This is a genomic window from Pseudomonas sp. FeN3W, from assembly GCA_030263805.2.
GTDB classification, from domain to species: Bacteria; Pseudomonadota; Gammaproteobacteria; order Pseudomonadales; family Pseudomonadaceae; genus Stutzerimonas; species Stutzerimonas stutzeri_G.
In genome coordinates this window covers 4,804,216-4,828,166 of record CP136010.1, presented here as the reverse complement: position 1 = coordinate 4,828,166, position 23,951 = coordinate 4,804,216, and the positions used below count along the sequence as shown (strand labels likewise).

General features: G+C 60.4%; 17 protein-coding genes and 2 pseudogenes. 10 read left to right on the top strand and 9 right to left on the bottom strand.

Annotated elements, in window-relative coordinates:
- The first annotated feature begins 1 nt into the window (after nt 1).
- From P5704_022855 to P5704_022830, 6 genes are all read left to right on the top strand, one after another.
- Complete coding sequence (locus P5704_022855; GenBank protein WOF78798.1) at nt 2-1,234, top strand: oligosaccharide flippase family protein; 1,233 nt, start codon at nt 2-4, stop codon at nt 1,232-1,234.
- A gap of 64 nt (nt 1,235-1,298) precedes the next feature.
- Complete coding sequence (locus P5704_022850; GenBank protein ID WOF78797.1) at nt 1,299-2,549, top strand: Coenzyme F420 hydrogenase/dehydrogenase, beta subunit C-terminal domain; 1,251 nt, start codon at nt 1,299-1,301, stop codon at nt 2,547-2,549.
- A 44-nt stretch (nt 2,550-2,593) separates the two neighbouring features.
- On the top strand, nt 2,594-3,847 hold the full coding sequence (locus P5704_022845; GenBank protein WOF78796.1) for a hypothetical protein: 1,254 nt from the start codon (nt 2,594-2,596) through the stop codon (nt 3,845-3,847).
- Nucleotides 3,807-4,682: a glycosyltransferase family 2 protein gene (locus P5704_022840; protein WOF78795.1), complete on the top strand. Its 876-nt coding sequence runs from the start codon at nt 3,807-3,809 to the stop codon at nt 4,680-4,682. Before P5704_022845 ends, P5704_022840 begins: the two co-directional genes overlap by 41 nt.
- Nucleotides 4,675-5,442: a WecB/TagA/CpsF family glycosyltransferase gene (locus P5704_022835; protein ID WOF78794.1), complete on the top strand. Its 768-nt coding sequence runs from the start codon at nt 4,675-4,677 to the stop codon at nt 5,440-5,442. Before P5704_022840 ends, P5704_022835 begins: the two co-directional genes overlap by 8 nt.
- Nucleotides 5,443-5,890: 448 nt before the next feature.
- Nucleotides 5,891-6,991, top strand: coding sequence for a polysaccharide biosynthesis/export family protein (locus tag P5704_022830; GenBank protein ID WOF78793.1), 1,101 nt, complete (start codon nt 5,891-5,893; stop codon nt 6,989-6,991).
- 239 nt (nt 6,992-7,230) lie between these two features.
- On the opposite strand, the gene P5704_022825 is transcribed toward P5704_022830, so the two are convergent.
- Nucleotides 7,231-8,415 (bottom strand): thiolase family protein, encoded by a 1,185-nt coding sequence (locus tag P5704_022825; protein WOF78792.1) that lies wholly within the window; start codon nt 8,413-8,415, stop codon nt 7,231-7,233.
- A 316-nt stretch (nt 8,416-8,731) separates the two neighbouring features.
- Complete coding sequence (pap, locus tag P5704_022820) at nt 8,732-10,231, bottom strand: polyphosphate:AMP phosphotransferase (GenBank protein ID WOF78791.1); 1,500 nt, start codon at nt 10,229-10,231, stop codon at nt 8,732-8,734.
- 330 nt (nt 10,232-10,561) lie between these two features.
- On the opposite strand from pap, the gene P5704_022815 reads away from it, so the two are divergent.
- Both P5704_022815 and P5704_022810 read left to right on the top strand, forming a co-directional pair.
- Nucleotides 10,562-11,299, top strand: a complete 738-nt coding sequence (locus P5704_022815; GenBank protein ID WOF78790.1) for a 4'-phosphopantetheinyl transferase superfamily protein — start codon at nt 10,562-10,564, stop codon at nt 11,297-11,299.
- Between the two features lie 184 nt (nt 11,300-11,483).
- Nucleotides 11,484-11,891 (top strand): PA2817 family protein, encoded by a 408-nt coding sequence (locus P5704_022810; protein ID WOF78789.1) that lies wholly within the window; start codon nt 11,484-11,486, stop codon nt 11,889-11,891.
- Nucleotides 11,892-12,017: 126 nt separating this feature from the next.
- On the opposite strand, the gene ihfB is transcribed toward P5704_022810, so the two are convergent.
- The 4 genes from ihfB to P5704_022790 all read right to left on the bottom strand — a co-directional run bounded on the left by ihfB (nt 12,018) and on the right by P5704_022790 (nt 17,755).
- The gene (gene ihfB / locus P5704_022805) at nt 12,018-12,302 is read right to left on the bottom strand and encodes an integration host factor subunit beta (protein WOF78788.1); all 285 of its coding nucleotides are present in this window, start codon (nt 12,300-12,302) and stop codon (nt 12,018-12,020) included.
- A 257-nt stretch (nt 12,303-12,559) separates the two neighbouring features.
- Nucleotides 12,560-14,230, bottom strand: coding sequence for a DEAD/DEAH box helicase (locus P5704_022800; protein WOF78787.1), 1,671 nt, complete (start codon nt 14,228-14,230; stop codon nt 12,560-12,562).
- A 339-nt stretch (nt 14,231-14,569) separates the two neighbouring features.
- Nucleotides 14,570-16,732: a methyl-accepting chemotaxis protein gene (locus P5704_022795; GenBank protein WOF78786.1), complete on the bottom strand. Its 2,163-nt coding sequence runs from the start codon at nt 16,730-16,732 to the stop codon at nt 14,570-14,572.
- A gap of 273 nt (nt 16,733-17,005) precedes the next feature.
- Nucleotides 17,006-17,755, bottom strand: coding sequence for a spermidine synthase (locus P5704_022790; protein ID WOF78785.1), 750 nt, complete (start codon nt 17,753-17,755; stop codon nt 17,006-17,008).
- A gap of 132 nt (nt 17,756-17,887) precedes the next feature.
- Between P5704_022790 and P5704_022785 the strand changes: the two genes are divergently transcribed.
- Nucleotides 17,888-19,237, top strand: a complete 1,350-nt coding sequence (locus P5704_022785) for a 3-deoxy-7-phosphoheptulonate synthase class II (GenBank protein WOF78784.1) — start codon at nt 17,888-17,890, stop codon at nt 19,235-19,237.
- A gap of 130 nt (nt 19,238-19,367) precedes the next feature.
- Here P5704_022785 and efp read toward each other — a convergent pair whose 3' ends face one another.
- Complete coding sequence (efp, locus tag P5704_022780; GenBank protein ID WOF78783.1) at nt 19,368-19,934, bottom strand: elongation factor P; 567 nt, start codon at nt 19,932-19,934, stop codon at nt 19,368-19,370.
- Between the two features lie 163 nt (nt 19,935-20,097).
- Nucleotides 20,098-20,634, bottom strand: a pseudogene (locus P5704_022775) (HNH endonuclease).
- 64 nt (nt 20,635-20,698) lie between these two features.
- Between P5704_022775 and P5704_022770 the strand changes: the two are divergent.
- Nucleotides 20,699-21,861 (top strand): IS3 family transposase gene (locus P5704_022770; GenBank protein ID WOF78782.1). Its coding sequence is split into 2 segments (ribosomal slippage): nt 20,699-20,954 and nt 20,954-21,861, totalling 1,164 coding nucleotides; the frame shifts between segments, so codons are not numbered across the junction.
- A 9-nt stretch (nt 21,862-21,870) separates the two neighbouring features.
- Here the strand turns inward: P5704_022770 and ltrA are convergent.
- Nucleotides 21,871-23,073 (bottom strand): annotated as a pseudogene (gene ltrA, locus P5704_022765) (group II intron reverse transcriptase/maturase).
- Nucleotides 23,074-23,951: the final 878 nt, after the last annotated feature.

Sequence of the window (23,951 nt, the reverse complement as noted above, 5' to 3'; positions counted from 1 at the left end):
CATGCGCGATCACGCCCTGATGGGGGTTACCACGGCGGCCCGCACCGCCGTGCAGCTCGGCACCCTGCTGATCCTCGCGCGAACGCTGGGGCCGAGAGACTTCGGCTTCATTTCGATCGTGATCACCTGGTCGACCATCGTCGCCCTGGTGACCGACTACGGCTTCGGCATGCGCGCCTTGCGCGACATCGGCGCCGAGCGCCATCGCGCGGGCGAGATCATGTCCGCCAGCCTGGCGGCGAAGTCCGTACTGGTACTGCCGGCCTGCATCGTGCTGCTGCCGATCATTCTGTTCGTCCTCGATCTGCACACCACCGAGCGCTTCGCCGCAGTGCTGTTCCTGCTCGGCACGATTGCCTCCTCCTATGGCGACCTTGGCCTGACGGTGTTTCGCAGCATTGGCCAGTTCCATCGCGAGACGAAGATCGTGGCTGCGACGGCACTGGTGCATTTCGTCCTGATCGGCGCGGCGATCCTGCTGCGCAACGATGTGCTGGCCATCGGCGCCGCCTTTCTGGTGTCACGTCTGATCTACGCGACTTTCGCCCTGCGCGCGCTGTCGAAGATCCTCGAACTGGGCGGCATCCTGCGCAACTCCTGGAAGGTGCTGGCCGAGCGCTTCAGGTCTTCCACCAGCTTCGCGGTGGACAGCGGTGCGACCAACATCTTCGCCCAGCTGGACGTCATCCTCGTCAACCACCTCGCCGGGCGCGAAGCCGCAGGCATCTACTTCGCAGGCTCGCGCCTGATCCAGGGCGCGGTGCCGTTCAGCGTGCTGCTGGCCAGCGTGCACATCCCTCGTTTCGCCTACCAGCTGCACAACAAGGCCGCCGGGCTGGCCCGCTATGGCCTGCGCATCCTCGGCGAATACGCGGGCATGGGACTGGTGTTTGCCCTGGCGTTCTTCTTCATCGGGCCGCTGTTCACCGACTACTTCCTCGGCGCCGAGTACGCCGAGCTGAACACCCTCTGGCTGGCCTTCGCCTGCTTCACCGCGGCACGCTTCATCGCCGCCGGCCTTGGCGTACAGCTGATGGCGATGGGCACAGGCTTCCTACGCACCTTCGGAATCATCGCCTCGGGCGTGATCACGGTGCTCTGTTACTGGATTTTCATCCCCTCGCACGGGATACAGGCGGCTCCCTGGGTGTCCACTCTGGGCATGGTCGTCCTGACGCTTATCTACGGTTATGCGGTGTTCAACATCTATCGCAAGCGGCGCCAGCCGGCATGACCGAACTCGTTAAATACTGCCGGTCGCGCATCGCGCTCGACCGGCCGCTCAAGGGAAGGCAGGTATGAAAGCTTCATTGAATCGCGTGCTGAACAACGACTTGTGCAGCGGCTGTGGCATGTGCAGCTCGGTCGCAGACGACGACGCTATCAAGATTCGTCTGACTGGCGATGGCTATCACCGTCCGGTCCTCAACAGCCAGTACCAGAACAAGCCGGTGGCCAACGCGCAGACCAGCGCCGCTTTCGCCAAGTCCTGCCCGGCGCTGAATCTGGATATTCGCCCGTACAAGTCGGAGAACTACCACCCGATATGGGGCGAGATCCTCGACACTCTCAAAGGCTACGCCGCTGATAACGAGATCCGTCAGGCTGGCTCGTCCGGCGGCGTGATCTCGGCGCTGGCGCAGTATTGCCTGGAGAACAAGCTGGTCGATGGCGTGATCCAGATCCAGGCTTCGCAGACCGATCCGCTGGAGAACGTCGCCACCATCAGCCGCTCGCGGCAGAACGTCATCGCCTCTTCCGGCTCTCGCTACGCGCCGGCCAGCCCGGGCGAAGCGCTGAGGTGGGTGGCCATGTCCACCGAGAAGTACCTTTTCATCGGCAAGCCGTGCGACGTCGCCGCCGTGCGCCAGATGCAGCAGCACAACCCGCGGCTAAAGGAGAACATTCCCTACATCGTCTCCTTCATGTGCGCCGGCACGCCGAGCCTGCAGGGCACCGAGCAGGTGCTGGACAAGCTGGAGGTAAAACGCAGCGACGTCACCGCCTTCCGCTACCGCGGCGACGGCTGGCCGGGGCTGACCAAGGCCACGCTGAAGAATGGCGACGAACGCACCATGACCTACAACGATTCCTGGGGAAAGGTGCTCAACCGCCACCTGCAAACCCGCTGCAAGATCTGCCCGGACGGCATTGGCGAATTCGCCGACATCGTCTGCGCCGATGGCTGGGAAGGCGATGAAAAGGGCTACCCCTCCTTCGAGGAGCGCGAGGGCAATTCGCTGATTCTGGTACGCACCGCAAAAGGTCGCGAACTTTTTCGCAACGCGGAGGCTGCTGGCGTTGTCAAAGCCGAGGCTTTCGATACGGGCGGCATCTTCTCCATTCAGCCGTTCCAGTACTACCGCCGCACGACGATCCTGCCGCGGCTGCTGGCGATGAAGCTGCTGTTGCTCAAGACCCCTACGTACAAAGGCTTCGAGCTTGGCAAAGGGGTAAAGGAGATCGGGTTCTACCAGAGCTTCAAGGCGTTCACCGGTCTCTTGGTGCGGCGCAAGAAGATCAAGAAGCGGGCGCTGGAAACAGCTTGAAAGGCTGTGGCGCTCAAGGAACCAATACCTAAGGACTCAGGTTGATGACGAATTTCAGTTCACGCTTCTTCTTTTTTCCGTTGCTGATACTGGCACTGATACTGCACTTCTCGGTGTTTGGTGACAGCCCGCACAACCCCTACGGCATCAAGGGGCTGAACGAGCTGTACCTGGCAGTCAGCATCGTGTTCACCATTCTGCTGTTGCTGGCATCGGCGGAAAACGCTCCGCGTGAATTTCGCATCCTGATGTACTACTGCCTGTACAGCACGGTCGTTTTTCTCTTGATGCCGGCGGTTTTCGCCTATTTCACCTACGGCCAACCGATCGTGTTCGGGCTCATCGAAGAGCGCCGCGTGCTGTTCTGCCTGGGCTTTGCGCCGCTGTTGTTCCTCGGCAAGCGCGTCAGCACCCTGCAGTTCGAACGCGCCCTGCTCTATGCAGCCTTGGCCGCCGCGTTCTTCTCCTGGTGCTTCAAGTTCGGTGTGATCCCCGACATGCGCCCGGAAGTGCGCTCGGATGACCGCCCGGATCGATCATCAATCGGTCCGTACCTGATCTGCCTGGCGTACTTCTACTGCATCCAGATCTGGTCGAAGGGCGCCTCGCCGATCAACGGGGCCGCGCGGAACAAGACCTTCTATCTAGTGATCGCCGCCCTACTGCTGCTGACCCTGGTGTTTGCAACCCAGACGCGCCAGCTGATCGTCCTGTGCCTGGCCTTCACCCTGTTCTGTCTGCGTGCCAAGGCCGTCATCTGGGCGGCTTCGCTATCGATTCTGCTGTCGCCTTTCTATTTCTACCCGAGCCTGCTGGAAATTCTCGGGCTCAACACGGAGTTCTACGACAGCACGCTGGAAGGCGTGGAAGACGGCGCCCGCTCGGTCACCATTTCTCTGATCTTCGACCATCTGGATCAGGTCAACTGGCTGCCCAGCGGCTCGCTTTCGCTGATGTGGCAGGACGGCTTCATCCCGTACTTCGGCGAGCACTTCTTCCTGTCAGATGTCGGAATCATCGGAACGCTGTTCCGCTTCGGCTTTCTGACCTTCCTCATCGTCCCGATGACACTGTTCGTCTATCACCGCATCGCTAAGAACATTGCCACCGACATGACCTTCATCTACTCGACGATGCTGGCCTTCTTCGTCATCTGGCCGCTCAACGGATTCTTCGAATACGGCCAACCGGTTTTCGCATTGCTGTTCGTCATTCACGCCCTCAGGGCCCGTCACCTTCGCCGCCAGGAACCCATCCATGAACGTCGCGCTTATCCTCAACTACAAGGCAGCTACTGAAACCATCAGTTGCGTTGAGAGCTTGCTCGCTCATTGCCCGACTCTCAACCATGTGGTGGTCATCGACAATGACTCCCAGGATGGTTCCGTGGTGGCATTCAACCAGTGGCTGGAAGCGCAGCCGCGCCACAACGTTACCGTTCTCGCCAACCCGGAGAACAACGGCTACGCCGGTGGCAACAACTACGGCCTGCGTTGGGCGCTGGACAATCTGCCAGTGACCACTTTCTGGATCGTCAACAACGACACCTATGTCGACAGTGATGCCTTTACACCGTTGCTCGATGCGCTGAAGGAGAACGATCGCCAATTCGTCGGCTCGGTCATCCTCAGCGCCGACACCGGGCGCCTGGAATGCTACGGCGGCGGCAAACTCTACCCGCTGCTGGGCAAGGCCAAGCTGCTGGGCAAGGACCAGACCCTCGAAGCCATGGCAAATACCAGCGAGCAGCCGGATTACCTGATGGGCTGCAGCCTGGCGTTCTCGGCCAAACTGGTCGATCGCATCGGCCTGATGGACGAGGCGTACTTCATGTATTCCGAGGAAGTCGACTGGCAGTTCCAGGCGAAGAAGAAAGGCGTTGCGATCCGCGTCGTGCCGAGCAGCCGGCTCTTCCACTACGGCTCGCTGAGCTCGGGCGGCCGCTCGGCCTTCTATCACTACTACCGCAATCGCGCCGCCACCCGATTCAACAAGCGCTTCTACGGCCAGGGTTTTGCCTTCGCGTCGGCCTGTTTCCTGTCGGCGATCACCGTCATCAAGGAGTTCAACCACCCCAGCCTCGCCTGGTCCGGCATCAAGGGCGCCTTCAAGGGAGTAACGATGAGTGTCTAACGAGACTAACCACGCGTTCGGTGTGAATTTCTATACCGGCAGCAAGGCGACGCTGCTGAACTGCATTCGCGAGGGGGTCAAGCAGCCCTACTCGTTCGTGGTGACCCCCAATGTCGACCACCTAGCGCAACTGCAGGATAACCCTGCACTGCGTGAGGCTTACGCCAAGGCTCGCCTGCGCCTGTGCGACAGCCGAATCCTGCAGCCACTGCTGCAGCGCCTCGGTGTACAGATCGAAGAAGTGATTCCGGGCAGCGACCTTACCGTCGACCTGCTGGAATGGGCAGACCGCGAGCGCCTGCGCATCGTCCTGATCGGGGCGACCGAAGAGGAATGCGTCAAACTGCGCGCGATCTACCCCGGAATCACGCTCTATCACCACAATCCACCGATGGGCTTCATCAATCGTCCGGATGAAGTGCAACGGGCATTGCAGTTCGTTCGGGAAAACCCGTCCGAACTAGTGCTCTACGCAGTCGGCGCGCCGCGCCAGGAAATACTTGCCAGTTCCATCGAAAGTCACGAACGGACCGGTATGGGCTTTTGTATCGGCGCATCCATTTCGTTTGCTACCGGCAGTATTAAACGGGCCCCGGTGTGGATGCAGAACTGCAAACTCGAATGGTTGCATCGCATGCTTTCCGAACCCAAAAGGCTGGTTAAGCGCTACGCACATGACGCGATGTTCATAGTTCCGGCATTCATGCGGGAAAAAAACTACCGCGTGCAGAAGGCCAAGCCGGCGAAACAGGACAGCTAATCCCAATGATCGAAAAATTGGGCGCAATTGCACTGAACGACGGTGAACCCAGCGAAATCGAGACGGTCTATCCCTTCTGTGTGAGCGTGACAGGATGGCAATTCAACATCTAACTAACCATGAGCGCCATCCCGCCTCGGTGGTAACGCAGCAGCCGTATGTGAAGAACTTAGGAATTAAACCTGCCCAACCAAACAGCCGCTGACTTTACAACCAGGAGGGAAATAAAAACGCGTCTACGTAGCTGAATAGATAGCTGCTGGAGATGAACAATTCAGGAAGGAGAGAAACTTTGGCTACCGATCCAGTTTGGTCGCTGAGGAGTGTGGAGTGATGACTCCGGTCCTCTTGGAAAGGCGAAAAAAATACTCAAACGCCTCAGGCAGAAAAGTGAATCAAGCCGTCTCACTCTTTGAACAACAACCACTCCGTCAAGGATGAACAACCCATGAAACCATTTATCGCTCTAGCTTTTACTTCCGCCCTGGTATTGCAGGGCTGTGCGTTCGCTCCCGGCCAATACCTCGATCCCGATGAGTTCAAGGAAGGCGCCGAAGCCGAGCACGGCACCGTTCAGCTGATCCGCATCACCCCCGAAATGCTCAAGGGTCACCTCGCCTCTGACGCGGGCACCTCCAGCAAGCAGGAACTGCTCAACTACAAGCCCGGCGCCTACCGCATCGGCGCCAACGACCTGCTCTACATTACCGTCTGGGACCACCCGGAGCTGACCGCGCCGTCCGGCCCGCAGCAGCAGCTGGATGCCAACGGTCGTCTGGTACGCCCCGATGGCACCCTGTTCTACCCGTACATCGGCAACATCGAAGCCGCGGGCAAGACCATAGAAGAACTGCGTGCCCTGATTGCGCGTCGCCTGACCAACTACATCGACAGTCCGCAGGTCGATGTATCCATCCTGCGCTTCGGCAGCCAGCGCGTCGTCGTATCCGGTGCATTCGACACCGCCGGCGAAGTCCCGGTGACCACCGCTCCGATGACCATCACCCAGGCTATCGGTCAAGCCGGTGTGGATACCGAAACCGCGGACCTCACCGGTCTGACGCTCAAGCGCGACGGTCGTGAGTACATGCTTGACATGGATTCGCTGAACCGCCCGGACTCGTGGCTGCACCAGGTTTACCTGAAGGACGGCGACCAGCTGCACCTCCCGTACAACGACCAGCGCAAGATCTACGTGCTGGGCGAGGTCAACCTGCCACAAGCGCTGTCGTTCAAAGCCACCAGCATGAACCTGATGGACGCGATCGGCACCGCAGGCGGCATTCGTCAGGAGACTGCCGATGGTGAGGCGCTGTACGTGATTCGCGGTGCTGAAGACATGATGACCGAGCCGGCCAAGGTCTTTCAGCTGAACGCCGAGTCGCCGACCGCCCTTGCCCTGGCCAAACACTTCCCGCTGCAGCCGCAGGACGTCGTGTTCGTCGGTCCGGCCAACATCACTCGCTGGAACCGTTTCATCAGCCAGCTGCTGCCGTCGGCTAACGTTGTTGGCATCGGTGCCGCAGCGGAATACAACATCAACCGCTAAGCCGCACTGCGTGATCGTCTGACGATCACTTAAAAAAAGCCGCAGAGTCAATCGATCTCTGCGGCTTTTTTGTGCCCATGCTATGCATCTGACAACTACCAGACGCCTGTCAGATACAAGCCCTTGTGCGGCCAGCCGATCAGGCTCGATAGCACGGCTCGGCTTTATCGCGGGCCAAAAGAAAACGGGCTTGCTACGGCTTCGTAGCAGGCCCGTCTCAAGACGGTATCACCAAGCTGTTAGCGCACGGCTTCGAACAGGCCGGCAGCCCCCATACCGCCACCGACACACATGGTCACCACGCCATAACGCAGGTTGCGCCGCTGCAGCTCACGGACGATATGCCCGGCGGTACGCGAACCGGTCATACCGAACGGGTGCCCGATCGAGATCGATCCGCCATTGACGTTGTATTTCTCGTTGTCGATGCCAAGCGTGTCGCGGCAATACAGACATTGCGATGCAAAGGCCTCGTTGAGTTCCCACAGGTCGATGTCGTCGATCTGCAGCCCCTTGGCCTTGAGCAGACGCGGCACGGCGTATACCGGCCCGATGCCCATCTCCTCCGGCTCACAGCCTGCCACGGTGAATCCACGGAAAAAGGCGCGCGGCTTGAGGCCAAGTTCGATGGCCTTGTCCAGGCTCATCACCAGCGTCATGGACGCGCCATCGGACAGCTGCGAGGCATTACCGGCGGTAACCGAGCCGTCTTCAGCGAACACGGGCTTGAGCCCGGCCAGGCTTTCCAGCGTGGTGTCCGGGCGGTTGCAATCATCTCCCTCGACCACACCCTGATGCACGGTGCGCTCGCCGGTGTTCTTGTCCTCGGTGTAGTACTGGACATTCATCGGCACGATTTCATCGCTGAACAGCCCATCGGCCTGCGCACGCGCAGTACGCTGCTGGCTCTGCAGCGAGTAGAGATCCTGCTGCTCGCGAGTCACGTTGTAACGGCGTGCCACCAGTTCGGCCGTCTGGCCCATGGTGTGGTAGATGCCCGGCACACGCTCCTGGATGATCGGGTTGAACAGGTGATCGGTGTTGCGGCTCTTCAGGGTCAGGGTGATCGACTCCACCCCGCCGGCGACGATGATGTCGCTGCAACCGGAGGCAATCTGGTTGGCCGCGACAGCGATGGCCTGCAGGCCCGATGAACAGTAGCGATTAAGCGTCATGCCGGCGCAGCCGATGCCCAGACGGGACAGCACCGCGACGTTGCGACCGATGTTGTAGCCCTGGGCGCCCTCATTGGAGCCAGCACCGACGATGCAATCCTCGACGAGTGCGGGGTCGAGATCATTGCGCGACAGCAACGCATCAACGCAATGCGCGGCCATGTCGTCAGGACGGGTCATGTTGAACTTGCCACGGAAGGACTTGGCCAGGCCGGTCCGTACGCTATCGACGATCACTACTTCACGCATGACATACCTCGGAGACTAGGCGCGGTCGCGGGGATGTTGTGACGGCGCTGCGCGCACGGTTTGTTCCACGACCGCGGGGTGGACGGTGACCCGAGCATAGTTCGCGCCTCGCAGCACTGGCGACGACCATTCAGCTCGGATATGCACGGCCATCGCCTCGCCGGCCGGATAGCGCGCTTGGGTAGGCTTTTCAGGCTCGTATATAGGGTGCAAGGCAACCTCGCTGCAGATCGATTCGCGCGACCAACCCTGCGGCGGCTTCCCGGTCACAGGACACCGTCGACCCCATAAGCAACAGCCTGGCAACCCGCCCCGGTTAACGTCCCTTCTCGATCGCCGCCTCCAGCGCTTCATTCAACGTCCGCAGCACCTTGACCCTGGCGAAGCGCTTGTCGTTGGCCTCCACCAACGTCCAGGGTGCGATTTCGGTACTGGTGCGATCGACCATATCGGCTACAGCATGTCCGTAGTCGTCCCAGCGCTCGCGGTTGCGCCAGTCCTCATCGGTGATCTTGAAGCGCTTGAAGACCGTCTCCTCACGCTCCTTGAAACGCTTGAGCTGGGTTTTCTTGTCGATGGTCAGCCAGAACTTCACCACCACGATATCGGCATCGACCAGTTGCTCTTCGAAGTCGTTGATTTCCGAATAGGCACGCAACCACTCATCCGGGGTGCAGAAACCTTCCACCCGCTCGACCAGTACGCGGCCATACCAGGAGCGATCGAATATGGTGAACTTGCCGCGCTCCGGCACATTGCGCCAGAAGCGCCAAAGCCAGGGCTGCGCGCGCTCTTCCTCGGAGGGCGCGGCGATCTGTATGGTCCGGTACATCCGCGGGTCGAGCGCGCCAGTCACGCGACGAATCGCACTCCCCTTGCCCGCCGCATCATGACCCTCGAACAACGCCAGCACGCCCCGCTTGCGCAGACGGCGATCCCGCAACAACTGCGACAACCGCGCCTGCTCCTCGGCGAGCTGCTGCTGGTAGTCGTCCTTGGTGAGCTTCTGGCTCAGATCCAGGCTGTCCAGCAGGCTCAAATGATCCAGATCGATCTGCAGCGGCGCCGAATGCGGCTGCGACGCCGCCTGCCCCGGCTGCTCCGCGGCGGCCAGGGCGGCCTGCAGACCTTCGAGCAAAATGCGGCCGACGGTCAGGCTGCGATAACGCTCGTCCGCACCCTCGATCACATACCAGGGCGCAAAATCCCGGCTGCTGAGCCGCAGGATCTTCTCACCGTGGCGCACGAACTTGTCGTAAGTCTTCGACTGTTGCCAATCCAACGGGCTGATGCGCCAGCTGTGCAGCGGGTCATTCTTCAGCGAATCGAGCCGGGCGTTCATACGCTCCTTGGACAGATGGAACCAGAACTTGAAGATCAGCGCGCCCTCGTCACAGAGCATCCGCTCCAGGCGCTGCGCCCGCGCGGTGGCGAGTTTCAGCTCGGCACCATCGATGCGCCCGTGCACACGGTCCTCGAGCATCTTGCTGTACCAGTTGCCGAAGAAAATCCCGGTGTGGCCCTTCGGCGGCAGGCGTCGCCAGAAACGCCATGCCGGTGGATGCGCGAGCTCTTCGTCGCTGGGCACATCGAAGCTGTCGACACGTATCAGCCGCGGATCCATCCACTCGTTGAGCAGCTTGATGGTTTCCCCCTTGCCGGCACCCTCAATACCGTTGATTAGTATCAGCACCGGGAACCGCGCCTGGGCCTTGAGCCGGTACTGCGCCTGCAGCAGCGCTTCACGCAACTCTGGCACCGCCGCATCGTAGGTCTCCTTGTCGATGGAGTGACCAATTTCGGCTGATTCGAACATCGCTTTCTCCGTCCAGGTGATGCGCTCAACCCTAGCAGGCACCCAGAAGGCATAGCGAGTAGTGCGTGAAAAAATAACCATAGCCTTGGTACGGTTTATTCTTCCTGAAGCGGAGCTGCGGCCGTTAGCGACGATGGCGTGCAGTTGATTTGCACACCCTCTCCCTGCGGGGGACGGCGGGAAGCAGTCCAGATGCCAAGCATCAACCTGGAACGGGACCGATGCCGGTGAAACAGCGCGCTGAGCAACGGGTAATTCGCGGGGCGAAGTACGGCGCGTCCGCCGCAGCGCGATGACATTCACCGCCAGCCTTGAGGCAGAATAGCGACCATGAACGATCTGCCTTCCTACCCACGCTGCTGCACGCCACTCACCGACCACTGGCCGCTACCGCAAGCCTTGGCGGGTGTCAGCCTGATGAGCACACGCTTCGACCCGGCATTGCTCGATCCTGAGGATTTTGGCCGCTGGGAGATTCCCGCACAGAAAGGCGTCAGCAAGCGGCAGGCAGAGTTTCTCGCTGGACGCTTGTGCGCTCGGGAGGCCCTGCGAGGCCTGACCGGCACTGCATTCGTGCCGCCAGTGGGTGAAGACCGCGCACCGCAATGGCCGGCAGGCATCGTTGGTTCCATTACCCACGGCGCAGGCTGGGCAGGCGTCGTGGTGGGTTCCAGTCAGCAATGGAGCGGACTGGGACTGGATATCGAGCGCATTCTTGCCCCCGAACGAGCCGACCGCCTGGCCGCCGAAATCCTCACGCCCCGTGAACTGGAGCGCTACTCTCAGCTAAACGAAGACGAGCGCGCCGAATTGGTCACCCGAACCTTCTCGTTAAAGGAAAGCCTGTTCAAAGCGCTGTATCCACTGGTGAAGCAACGTTTCTACTTCCAGGATGCCGAAGTGCTGGACGCCACTCGTCAAGGCGTGGCGCGCCTGCGTTTGTTGATCGATCTGTCCGCAAACTGGCGCAACGGCATCGAGCTTGGCGGCCAGTTCACTACCTTCGAAGGCTACCTGCTCAGCTTGATCAGCATTCCAGCCCAGCCCGGCGAGATCGAGCCAAGCTAGTACGTCGCGCTGTCGGCAAAGCGATAGACGACCCCGTTTTTCAGCGCTGGCAAGCCGACGAGCCAACCATCGCCTCATCCGAAAAACCGAACCTGCGAGCTATAAGCGAGTCAACCAGACACCCCAATTCACCGGCGCGCACGCCTATAATCGCGCCTTTCAGAAAACCGACACAGGTGAACACATGGCCAATCCATACCACGATCACAACCTGGCCCTGCTGGCCCATCTGCGCGGCATCCTGCTCGCCATGGGCGAGGCCGAACAGCTCTCAGAAGAAAGCCACGCACTGTTCCTCGAGCGCTTCGACGAGCTGATCATGAACCTGCAGAACGTCCCGGAAGAGCGCCACATGGGCCAGGACCTGATCTGCCAGGTCTTCCACCGCTATCCCCAGATCGCCCATCTGGTCCCGCGCGATTTACTGTGGTACTTCGGCGGCGACTGCCTGCACTTCATGCCGGATGACGAGATTGCCGTCTTCCAGCAACTCGAAGAGCGCCGCTACGAAGCCGAGCAGAACGACGAACCGTTCGACTGGAACCGTGAAAAGCAGCTGCTGAGCATGCAGGACGAGGGTGCACGACACTAAGCTTTCACCTTCAACACCGTGAGGCTCGACTCAGCTTAAGCGCATTCGTGCATTTGATACTTGAGATGGCGCTCTGCGATGGGCCCGGCAGAGATATAAATCCACATTAACGACGCTGCAGGAAATTTATTCCTCGTCATTCACCCGATCCCGCAGCTCCTTCCCTGGCTTGAAATGCGGGACGAATTTTCCGTCAAGGCTGACGGATTGGCCGGTCTTGGGATTGCGGCCTACGCGGGGGGCGCGGTAGTGCAGGGAAAAGCTACCAAAGCCGCGGATCTCGATCCGGTCGCCAGTGGCCAGCGCCTGAGCCATCTGCTCAAGCATGGTCTTGATGGCCAGCTCGACATCCTTCGACGAAAGCAGCCCCTGCTGGGTGACGATTCGCTCGATCAACTCCGACTTGGTCATGGTTTTCCCTTCGTTTTCAAGCGGCTAGATCATTCGGATTGCGGTCGTTTGTAGCATGTTGTTCAGAGTTTGAACAGCCCGAGCGGGATTGACGACAAGGAGTGCTTTGTTTATCGGAGCACGACACGGAATGCAAAGGGCGGATGAGTGAACCAGTCCTCGGCGTGATCGATGAGAAGCGAGAGCCGAGGTGATCTTTCTTTGGGCAATAAAAAAGGCGGGCTAATAAGCCCGCCTTTCGTTTAACCAGCTACCGATCAATCCTCGCGATAGCGACGCAGCTTGAGCTGCTTGCCACCGACGCGGGTGTCCTTGAGTTTGCCAAGCAAGCGTTCGAGACCGTCTTCCGGAAGCTCGACCAGGCTGAAGCTGTCGCGCACCTGGATGCGGCCGATGGCTTCGCGGGCCAGGCCGCCTTCGTTGAGGATGGCGCCGAGCAGGTTGCGGGCAGCGATGCCGTCACGCGCTCCAAGCGGCGTACGGCAGCGGGCGCGGCCTTCGGCCAGCGGGACCGGAGCGCGACGCTCGCGATCATCACTACGCTCAGGACGATCCGAACGCTCGGTGCGCTCACGCGGGCTGCTGGTCGGAACCAACGGTTGCTCTCTTTCCACCTCGGCCAGGGTCAGAGCCTGACCATTGGTGGCCTTGCGCAACAGCGCAGCGGCCAGAGCACGTGGGCTGCAACCGATGTCGGCGACCAGCTTGTCGAGCAACTCGCCATGGGTGGCTTCGGCATCGGCAACCAGCGGAGCGAGGCTGTTAGTGAGTTTCTTGATGCGGGCGTCCAACACCTGCTGCGCATTCGGCAGACGGGCTTCAGCGACCTTCTGGTTGGTCACGCGCTCGATAACCTGCAGCATGCGACGCTCACGCGGGGTGACCAGCAGCAGCGCACGGCCTTCACGACCGGCACGGCCGGTACGGCCGATGCGGTGTACGTAGGATTCCGGATCGTAGGGCATGTCGACGTTGAATACGTGGGTAATGCGCGCCACGTCGAGGCCACGGGCGGCGACGTCGGTGGCGACGACGATGTCCAGGCGGCCATCCTTGAGCGATTCGATAACGCGCTCACGCTGGTTCTGGGCGATATCGCCGTTCAGCGCAGCGGCCTTGTAGCCCTTGGCTTCCAGCGCGGCGGCCAGATCCAGCGTGGCTTGCTTGGTCCGCACGAAAGCAATCAGGGCGTCGAAATCCTCGACTTCCAGCAGGCGCAGCACAGCCTGGATCTTCTGATCGGCATGGACCATCAGGTGTGCCTGCTCGATACGAGCGACGGTCTGGGTCTTGGCAGCGATCTTGATGTGCTGCGGCTCACGCAGGTGCTTTTCGGCAATCGCGCGAATGGAGTGCGGCAGCGTAGCGGAGAACAGAACAGTCTGACGGCTCTCCGGCATTGCTTCGAAGATCACTTCGAGGTCGTCCATAAAGCCCAGCTTGAGCATCTCGTCCGCTTCGTCGAGTACCAGGAAGCGGATGGTCGACAGCAGGCCACTGTTGCGGCTCAGGTGGTCAACCAGACGGCCCGGGGTCGCAACGATGACCTGCGCGCCCTGGCGAATGGCCTTGAGCTGCGGGCCCATGGGTGCGCCACCGTAGACCGCGACGACGGTCAGGCCAGGCATCTGCTTGGAATAGGTTTCGAATGCAGTGGCGACCTGCAGGGCCAGCTCGCGAGTCGGCGCGAGGATCAGTGCCTGCACTTCCTTGCGAGCGGGATCGATCTTGGACAGGATCGGCAGCGCAAAGGCCGCGGTCTTGCCGGTACCGGTCTGCGCCTGACCGATCATGTCGTGGCCGCCAAGGATCACCGGGATCGCCTGGGACTGAATGGGGGATGGTTCTTCGTAGCCGACTGCGCTGATGGCAGCCAGAACAGCGGAGTGAATACCGAGTGCGGCAAAGCCGCCGATTTCCTGGGTCATGGGTCTTGTCTCTGATGCTCCGCAAGACCCATTGTTCCGAAGCTGCGCATGCCGTGCAAAACCCGAAGGTCACCCTGGCAGCCTGGTCGGCGGGGTTGCGAAAACGTATGAATGATGAATCGTCAAGGATAGTCCGCTCGAAGCGGACAGCAGCCGAAGCGGCGCTTCGTGTGTTGCAGTACCTGAACGCAGGCTGGGTTTCAGCCGGCGCGTACTATACCGGATTAACGTGACGCTGTGCGGGTATTTTGCGCCCGGCGGTTGGGGGATGCCGGGCGCGTCGGTGGTCAGCAAGTCGCACAATGTCGCCATCGGACTCGCCTGCATCGAGTATCGCTGTCAGGCGGCCTCGCCGTTGGCGGCGCTGACACGGAAGCGGCCGACCAGCTGGTGCAGCTTGCCAGCGGTATGCCGAACGCGTTCGGCGCTGTCCTGCAGCACGCAGAGGGTCTGCCCCATCTCATTGGAAGCCTGGTCGACGCCACGGATGGTCTGGCCGTAATGCAGACTACGCTCGTTCAGACCCTTGATGATGTCGAACATGCGCTCGACCGTCTGGTGCAGATGCACGTTCTCCGACGATGCCTCCTCGGTCAGACGCAGGCTGCTGTCGACATTCTGGACCCCCCCTTCCATGAACGACACCGCCTGCCGCGTCTCGGCCTGCAGGCTCTCGACCTTGTGCCGGATGTCCTCGGCAGCCTTGGCCGTGCGCTGCGCCAGCGAGCGGACCTCACCCGCGACGACGGCGAAGCCGCGACCATGGTCCCCTGCCCTTGCCGCTTCGATTGCCGCGTTCAGCGCCAGCAGATTGGTCTGGGTGGTGATGTCGCTGATCAGCCCAACGATCTCATCGATCTCGCTCATGCGGCTGTCGAGCAGCTGAACACTCTGAGCCGAGCGCTGCACGACGTCACGGATCGATTCGGTACCGTTACGCACGGTGTCGAAACGCTCGCGGGCACGCTGCATGACCTCGTCCATGGCGCCTTTCATCTGCTCGGCGGTCATTGATGCCTGCTGAATTTCGCCAAGCTGCTCTTCCACCAGCAGTAACAACTGATGGATCGATTCGGCCACGTCGTTGGTGGTCTGCCCCGCCTCGCCGCTGCGCTCGAGCATCAGCTCGTTGTCCTGGCGGACATGCTTCGAGACTTGGATTACCTGGCCAACCACACCGTCCAGACTGTCGATGAAACTGTTGATCCAGCGCCCCATGTCGCCGCTCTCGTCGCGCTGCATGGTGCTGCTGTCGAGCCTTTGGCGCAAATTGCCCTCGCCCTCAGCCAGGGTGCGAATCACCTCGGTCATCTCCTGCATGCGCGCAGCCAGCCGTCGCGGCCCGAAGGACGCGAACGCCCAGGCCCCCAGCAGAAGCAGCAATCCGTTGACCAGATGCAGCACGGTGGTGGGCAGACCGCTGAACTCCTGCAGCAAACTGCCGATGGCGAACAGCGTGGTCACCGTGAGCAGATACGTCTTCATCAGCCCGACACTCAGCGAACGGCGACGATAGACCTCCTCCAGATCCGCCTCGCACATCATCCCCCACCGGTCTGCCGAGCCTTGCAGCTGAAAGGTAACGCCCTTGCCAATGACCGGAATATGGCGGTAGTCCGAGTAGCCGGGATAGGTGACGAACAGGTTGGCACCCTTGGCGATCGTCTCCCGCACCCCCGGATGCAACTGGCCGGTGGCCGGATCGATAAAGCGCAATTCCAGCTCGGTATGCTGCTGCACGCGCACCGTTCCCCAGCGCGTGTGCACACCACTTTTCAGGTTCTCGCCGTGGCTAAAGGTGGCATCTTCGAAGCGCGAGCGTGACAACGCCGTGCCAGCCTGGACGCTGCTGTCGAACCGCGACTCCACCATGAACAGGTAGTTGTCACCGGATTCCGGGTAGACGTGGCCGGCCTCGCGCTGGATGAGGTCACCGATCACATCGTTGGGCACCCGCGCGCAGATGCAGCCGAGACACTTACCGCCAACATGCACCGGCTGATAGAACATCAGGGTGACCGCATCATGGAAGCGCGACGTGCTCGCGCCCAGGCGCTGGGTCAGCGGATCACGGTAAGGCCCATGCAGGAACGGCTCGCTCAGCCCGCGCGCCACCGCTCTGCCATCGAGATCCTGTTGCCCGACATGAACCGCGCAGGTGGATGCCAGCACGCTGCCTTGCGGGTCGATGACGAACAGCTCGGAAATATCCGGCAGCTGTGCCCGTTTCCCCTCCAGCACATCGCTAGCGACGTGGCAAACGGCTTCGCCCAGGTTGGCAGCCAGGTCCGCAAGATGAACCCAGTGACTGGCGACCCAGTTCTGCAGGATGCGCACCCGTGACTGCGCAACGCCCTCGAACACCTGCTCCACCGCGGGATACACGCCACGATTCAACCAGCACGACCAGCGCATCGCCAGCTTGCCGGTTGGCCCTGACCACGGAAGCCAATGGCGCTCGCTAGCGGACAGATGCATCAGATTGCTTTGAAGATGAGGCACGGGCGATTCCTTACTGCCGACAAAACATGCTGGCGTTTTGCAATTAGCAGACCAGCCATGCCGTTACGTTTGCTCATCAGCGCGGCGAGACACAGCGCTCCAGCATTGATGAACTGCTTGCTTCGTGAGCCCCAGATATTGAGTGGGACGAGTGAGGCCCCGCGATGGAGCCGCGCGTCGCGATTTCCGGTGCGGGACGGCTCCGGTCAGTACGCACCGATATGGAACAGCCACAAACCTTCAATACCGCCGACGCACCCGTTCGGTGCAGGGTTAGCTCGCGGGACGCAGCGCCGCAATCAACGAATCCAGCGAATAGCCCAGGCGCGGCGCCAACGCTTCAGCGCGCTGGCGCAGCCCGGTCATGTCCAGCTGCTGATCGAGATCCGCTGGCACCAGCAGCACCACGTTGCCCTCCTTCACGGGGCACTCCCAGTAATGCCGATGATAGAGGCCACGCAGCAGCGCCGCGCCCAATGGGCGGTCGTCATCGGTGCCCCACTGATTGATGATCAGCCAGCCGCCCGGATTGAGTTTTTCCTGACAGCGCTTGAGGAACGACCAGGCCAGATGCGCGGCATCCGGGCCTGCATCGTTGTACAGGTCGACGAAGATCAGATCGGAACTCTCGGCGGTATCCAGCAACTCGGTGGCATCGCCGATGCGGATATACAGCCGCGAGTCGTTCTGCAAGCCGAGGTACTGCATCGCAAGCTCCGGCACCGCCGGCCGCAGCTCGATGACCTCGACGTCCTCCAGCGGCAGGAACTGCAGACAGGCCTGGGTCAGGTTGCCGGCACCAAGCCCTAGAAACAGTGCGGTTTCCGGCTCTGCATGACAAAGCCCACCGAGAAGCATCGCGCGGGTGTAATCGTATTCGAGCCAGGCAGGATCGGCGGTGAATACGCAGCTCTGTTCGACCGCCGCGCCAAACTCGAGAAAACGGTAGTCGCCCACCTCGAGTACGCGAATCAGCCCGAAAGCGTCATGCACTTCGGCGAGCAGGCGTTCCTCTTTGTCCATCAATGTGCTCCGCAGCTATCCGATCACCAGCGTGTCGGCGAACGCATCTTACGCAGCCCCATAGGCCATCGCTATCTCCGGGGCCCGGGCGCTTCAGGTAAAATCGCCGCACTTTTATCAGTTGGAACGATCATGAACGACGCCTGGAGCCCCGATAGCTGGAGAAGCAAGCCGATCCAGCAGCAGCCCGAATACCCGGATGCCGAACACCTCTCGCGCGTTGAACGCACCCTGGCCGGCTTGCCACCGCTGGTCTTCGCCGGCGAAGCACGGGAGCTAAGACGGCAGTTCGCCGAGGTGACCCAGGGCCGCGCGTTCCTGTTGCAGGGCGGCGATTGCGCCGAGAGTTTCGCCGAATTCTCGGCCACCAAGATTCGCGACACCTTCAAGGTGCTGCTGCAGATGGCGATCGTCATGACCTTCGCGGCCGGCTGTCCGGTGGTCAAGGTAGGGCGCATGGCCGGCCAGTTCGCCAAGCCCCGCTCGGCCGGTGACGAAACCGTCGATGGCGTGACGCTGCCGGCTTACCGGGGCGATATCGTCAATGGCATCGACTTCAACGCGCAAAGTCGCGTGCCGGACCCGGAGCGTCTGCTGCAGGCCTACCATCAGTCCACCTCCAGCCTGAACCTGCTACGCGCATTCGCCCAGGGCGGCTTCGCCGACCTGCACCAGGTGCATCAGTGGAACCTGGACTTCATCGCCAACTCCCTGCTGGCTGAGAAGTACCACCAGCTCGGCGCACGCATCGACGAAACGCTGAAATTCATGCGCGCATGCGGCCTGGATGGCGCGCCACAGTTGCGCGAGACCAGCTTTTTCACAGCTCACGAGGCACTGTTGCTGAACTACGAGCAGGCTTTCGTCCGCCAGGACAGCCTCAGCGGCGGCTGGTACGACTGCTCCGCGCACATGCTGTGGATCGGTGACCGCACCCGACAGCTCGACGGCGCGCATGTCGAATTCCTGCGCGGAGTGGGCAATCCCATCGGCGTGAAGGTCGGCCCGAGCATGGACAGCGAGGAGCTGATCCGCCTGATCGACATCCTCAACCCGCAGAACGACCCCGGTCGCCTGAACCTGATCGTGCGCATGGGCGCCGACAAGGTCGAAGCCGGTCTGCCGCGACTGGTGCGTGCGGTGCAGAACGAAGGTCGCCATGTGCTCTGGAGTTCCGACCCGATGCATGGCAACACCATCAAGGCGTCCAGCGGTTACAAGACGCGGGACTTCGAAAAGGTGCTCGCCGAAGTGCGTCAGTTCTTCGATGTGCATCGTGCCGAGGGCAGCTACCCCGGCGGGATTCATATCGAGATGACCGGCCAGAACGTCACCGAATGCATCGGCGGTTCGCGGCCGATCACCGAAGCCAGCCTCAGCGATCGCTATCACACCCAGTGCGACCCGCGGTTAAACGCCGATCAGTCGCTGGAAATGGCGTTCATGATCGCGGAAACCCTGAAGCAACTGCGGCCCAACTAATGGCGAGGTAGAAGCCGCAGGCTGCCGGTCACGGTGCGCGACACTTGTCGCGCACCGATCGACAAGTGAAAGGACATAAAAAAACCCGGCGCCAGGCCGGGTTTCTTTTTCGAGCAGTCTGCGTGGCCTATCAGGCCTTGACGCGGGACTTGTACTCGCCGGTGCGGGTGTCGATTTCGATCGAGTCGCCGATTTCGCAGAACGCGGAAACCTGCAGCTCGGCACCGTTCTTCAGGCGGGCGGTCTTCATGACCTTGCCGGAAGTATCGCCACGTACGGACGGCTCGGTGTAAACGATTTCGCGAACGATGGTGGTCGGCAGTTCGACGGAGATCACCTTGTCGTTGTAGAAAACGGCTTCGCAGATGTCGGTCATGCCGTCTTCGATGAAGGTCATTACACCTTCCAGGTCGTCTTTTTCGATTTCGTACTGGTTGAACTCGTCGTCCATGAACACGTACAGCGGGTCGGCGAAGTAGGAATAGGTCACTTCCTTGCGCTCGAGGATGACCGGCTCCAGCTTGTCGTCAGCCTTGTAAACGGTCTCGGTAGCCGAACCGTTGAGCAGGTTCTTCAACTTCATCTTGACCACGGCACTGTTACGGCCGGACTTGTTGAACTCGGCTTTCTGGATGACCCAGGGTGCGCCGTTGATGATGGCCACCTGGCCGGCACGGAACTCTTGTGCGGTTTTCATACGAAATATCCGAAGGGGAATTAGAGACAAAAAAGTCGGGTAGGGACAGACCATTACTGGCCCGCCCCCCCCTTAGAACCGTACGTGCGACTTTCATCGCATACGGCTCAAGCTTACGAAAAGCCAGTCCACGACTGGCCGGCAGCTATGGCGGGCGATCCTATCATTTCAGACCGCAGTGCCGCAAAGTCACCTTTCCGTGCTGGCTGTGCACCAGCGCATGACAGTTGGGATGAAGCAGCACGCGATTGCTCAAGGTATCCGGTCCGCCGTCCACACGCCTGATGACGTGATGGTCGTGCCAACCGGTCTCCTTGCTGATCGCATGCCCGCACAGGGCACAAAGCCCCTTCTGTCTGCGAAAGATACTGAGTATTTGCCCCCGATAACGCAGCTTGTGCTGCATCCGTTGGACCCTCAACGCCTCCCACTTCAGCTCATGCGCCGCGTCGTAGGGCTGATACTCACCCGGTAAACGCTTGTGACGCACGATGGCGGTTTCCGCCAGCCCGTACAGCCGCCGGAATTGCCTCTCTCCCTTGCCATTCTTGTAGGGATACGCAAACACCCAGTTCTGCCCGCCTATGGATCGGAAGTATTTTTTCCTGATCCAGTCAGCCGACTTCTTCGAGTGCCTACGCTTCGCCCACCTCCAGAGTCGCCAGAAAATCAGGCTATCCAGCTTGCTGAAGGTCTGTTTTGTAGTGGTCTACTGATCCCGGACACCGATTTAGGCGAAAATCCTCGCCATCAAGAGGTGTTCGATGAGCAAGCAACGACGTACGTTTTCCGCCGAGTTCAAACGCGAGGCTGCTGCCTTGGTTCTGGATCAAGGCTATAGCCATATCGAGGCCTGCCGTTCGCTGGGCATCGTGGATTCGGCATTGCGCCGCTGGGTGAAACAGCTTCAGGACGAGCGTCAGGGCGTCACGCCGAAGAGCAAGGCGCTGACACCCGAGCAGCAGAAGATTCAGGAGCTAGAAGCCCGGATCAACCGGCTGGAACGGGAGAAAGCGATATTAAAAAAGGCTACCGCTCTCTTGATGTCGGACGAACTCGATCGTACGCGCTGATAGACCAGTTGAGTGAGCAGGAGCCGGTAGAAGTGGTCTGTTCAGCTTTCGATGTGGCGCGGTCGTGCTACTACGCCCATCGCCTTCGACGTCGCCGTGTCGATGCTCGTCGCGTTGCGCTACGTAGCCGGGTCAACGAGTTGTTTAGCCAAAGTCGAGGCTCGGCTGGCAGCCGAAGCATCCTGGGCATGTTGCGCGTGGACGGCGTGACGATTGGCCGTTTCCGTGTGCGTCGGTTGATGCGTGAGCTGGGCCTCGTCAGCAAGCAGCCGGGCTCGCACGCTTACAAGCAGGCCACAGTTGAGCGCCCGGATATCCCGAATCGGTTAAACCGCAAGTTCGCAGTCCAGCGCCCGAACCAGGTGTGGTGCGGCGACATTACCTACGTCTGGGCACAAGGTCGCTGGCATTACCTGGCCGCAGTGCTGGATCTGTACACACGACGGACGATTGGCTGGGCGTTTTCCACGAAGCCGGATGCTGAGCTAGTGATTAAGGCTCTCGACATGGCTTACGAACAACGCGGCCAGCCACAACAGGTGCTATTCCATTCGGATCAGGGCAGCCAGTACGCCAGCCGCCTCTTCCGGCAACGGCTATGGCGCTACCGGATGCAGCAGAGCATGAGCCGCCGAGGAAATTGCTGGGACAACTCGCCGATGGAGCGCCTGTTCCGCAGCCTGAAGTCGGAATGGATCCCAGCAACTGGATATCTGACAGCCTTGGAGGCTCAGCGAGACATCAGCCATTACCTGATGCATCGCTACAACTGGATCAGACCGCATCAATTCAACGACGGGCTGCCGCCTGCGGTGGCCGAAGAAAAACTTAACCCACTGTCCGGGATGGGTTGACCACTACAGTTTTGCCACGACCGGGGAGTGGTATTGCGCCCACCCCTTCAGTACCGGGTTCAGCTGGCCGATCAACGCATCCTGCGTCAGTGCCCCGCTGTTTTTGATGATCTCGCCTACTTTCCGATAGAACGCCGTAACGTTCTTCTTCGAGGGTTTGATCAGCAGCTTGGCCTTCCTATACGGCGATTTCGGCACGTACTTCCTGAAATTCCACCCCAGAAAATCGAAGCCTTGGTGGATATGTACGGTCTGCGTTTTCTCCCGCGAAAGCGCAACCCCTCGTACCGACAGGAATTGCTCTACCCAGGGCTTGACCTCGTCCTCCAGCAGCTCTTTCGAGGCTGCCGTCACGACGAAGTCATCCGCATAGCGCACCACATACACCTTGGCTTGCTGAGCTTTTGTTTTTCCCATTTGCTGCACCAGATGGCACTTCAGTTGGGCTTCCAAGCCATTCAAGGTGGCGTTTGCCAGACAGGGCGAGATAATTCCTCCCTGCGGCGTCCCGGCCTCCGTAGCCATGAGTTGTCGCCGGTCGATAACCCCGGCCTTCAACCACTTGCGCAGCACCGTCCTGTCCATCGGAACATTCCGGCACAGCCATTCATGGTTAATGTTGTCGAAGAAACCTTTGATGTCCCCTTCCAGAATCCAGACCGGCGCCGTTTGCGGCGACAGCAGGTGGAAAAGCTCGACCATTGCGTCAGCAGTCGAACGATCCGGGCGAAATCCATAGGATTTCGGATCGCTGGTGCTTTCGATTACAGGTTCCAACGCTTGCAGATACAGCGCCTGCATGGCCCGATCCAACATCGTCGGGATACCCAGTGGGCGTTTCTCTGGCTTGCCGGGCTTCGGTATCCATACCCGCCGTAGCGGCTTGGGCCGATAGCCTCGCTTTTTCGACAGACGTCCCACGGCCTGGAGCTTGGCCTGAGGCGTTCCCCAGGTTTCTCCGTCGACACCCGAGGTCTTGCGACCCCGGCTCTCCGTGACTCGCCGTACAGCCAGACAGCGGCCATAAAACGAGTGGGTCAGCAATCGTTGCAGGCGTTTAACCCTGCGCCAGTCGCCTTCCCGAGTTGCCTGCGCAATCTTTAGCTGCGTCCTCCAAACGGTTTGTTGAATCCTGGCCCAATCAAGAGCGTGCCAGTTCTTCATCCCGTCGAAGGACGCAGACGCGACCGGTGTTGCTGGTTGCGTTTTCATACTGTCCTCCTGATATGCACGACATTCAGGACGGACCACTCCCCTATGGGCAGTAGTCGCCCATAGGGTCGTTTGTTATCGCTGGAATCAGCGGCTATGTTTTGCGCTCGTAAACCAGATGCACGTCAGCCAAGGTTGCCCCTGCCGGTGATGTTTCAACCGGTATGCCACCCATTACAGGCAGCCCTTCGCTTTTTGCATCCTCCCATTCCCCACACCCATCAGCGCCCCTTGCGGTTTGCCTGCCTGACCGATGCTGCTGACCAGGCGAGTGGTCGGGATTGCCACGTTCCCCGAGTCGCATCTATTCCCCGTTTAGGCTTCGTCTTTCCCCCGGCAATCGTTGCGGTACCGCAGCACCTAGTCTGATGGTGATGACCGACTGCATTGCCATTTTGGCTGGGGCCAATAATTGCCGTAGGCCCGTTGATACTTACGAGGGTTCTGGCGACGATTCACATGCGTTAGCCATGCGGGTTAGGTCATTAGCCTCGTCACGTCCGTGCAATTCGGACGCGAAGCGTTCTCCGTCACCGGATAACACCCTCTTGCGAGCGAGACATTGTTAATCGGGCTTCACACCCCAGGGTTGGCCCCTGACGCATGCCGATCTAATGAACTGGCGGGTACACGCCAGGCGCGGTACTCCCTGAACAAGCAGAGCTGAGCAATGCGATTCGGAGCTTGACGCTCCGCGCTTGGTTTAACGTCCCCCAACGTCTCACGACGGTGATAAAGGCTCGATGCCCAACGTGAGGGACGAAATCTGCCCAGAGGGCGGAATTCACCCTCTGGGTTAGACATTATTTGTAACAATCGAGCTAGGCTAGATTGCAACTTTCTGGTTTCTACACCCTATTGCGGACCCATTTTGGGTG

Excerpts from the sequence above, each read along its gene's own strand:
- P5704_022855 (WOF78798.1), top strand. The coding sequence starts at position 2 with ATGCGCGATCACGCCCTGATGGGGGTTACCACGGCGGCCCGCACCGCC.
- P5704_022850 (WOF78797.1), top strand. The coding sequence starts at position 1,299 with ATGAAAGCTTCATTGAATCGCGTGCTGAACAACGACTTGTGCAGCGGC.
- P5704_022845 (WOF78796.1), top strand. The coding sequence starts at position 2,594 with ATGACGAATTTCAGTTCACGCTTCTTCTTTTTTCCGTTGCTGATACTG.
- P5704_022840 (WOF78795.1), top strand. The coding sequence starts at position 3,807 with ATGAACGTCGCGCTTATCCTCAACTACAAGGCAGCTACTGAAACCATC.
- P5704_022830 (WOF78793.1), top strand. The coding sequence starts at position 5,891 with ATGAAACCATTTATCGCTCTAGCTTTTACTTCCGCCCTGGTATTGCAG.
- P5704_022825 (WOF78792.1), bottom strand. The coding sequence starts at position 8,415 with ATGCGTGAAGTAGTGATCGTCGATAGCGTACGGACCGGCCTGGCCAAG.
- pap (WOF78791.1), bottom strand. The coding sequence starts at position 10,231 with ATGTTCGAATCAGCCGAAATTGGTCACTCCATCGACAAGGAGACCTAC.
- P5704_022815 (WOF78790.1), top strand. The coding sequence starts at position 10,562 with ATGAACGATCTGCCTTCCTACCCACGCTGCTGCACGCCACTCACCGAC.
- P5704_022810 (WOF78789.1), top strand. The coding sequence starts at position 11,484 with ATGGCCAATCCATACCACGATCACAACCTGGCCCTGCTGGCCCATCTG.
- ihfB (WOF78788.1), bottom strand. The coding sequence starts at position 12,302 with ATGACCAAGTCGGAGTTGATCGAGCGAATCGTCACCCAGCAGGGGCTG.
- P5704_022800 (WOF78787.1), bottom strand. The coding sequence starts at position 14,230 with ATGACCCAGGAAATCGGCGGCTTTGCCGCACTCGGTATTCACTCCGCT.
- P5704_022790 (WOF78785.1), bottom strand. The coding sequence starts at position 17,755 with ATGGACAAAGAGGAACGCCTGCTCGCCGAAGTGCATGACGCTTTCGGG.
- P5704_022785 (WOF78784.1), top strand. The coding sequence starts at position 17,888 with ATGAACGACGCCTGGAGCCCCGATAGCTGGAGAAGCAAGCCGATCCAG.
- efp (WOF78783.1), bottom strand. The coding sequence starts at position 19,934 with ATGAAAACCGCACAAGAGTTCCGTGCCGGCCAGGTGGCCATCATCAAC.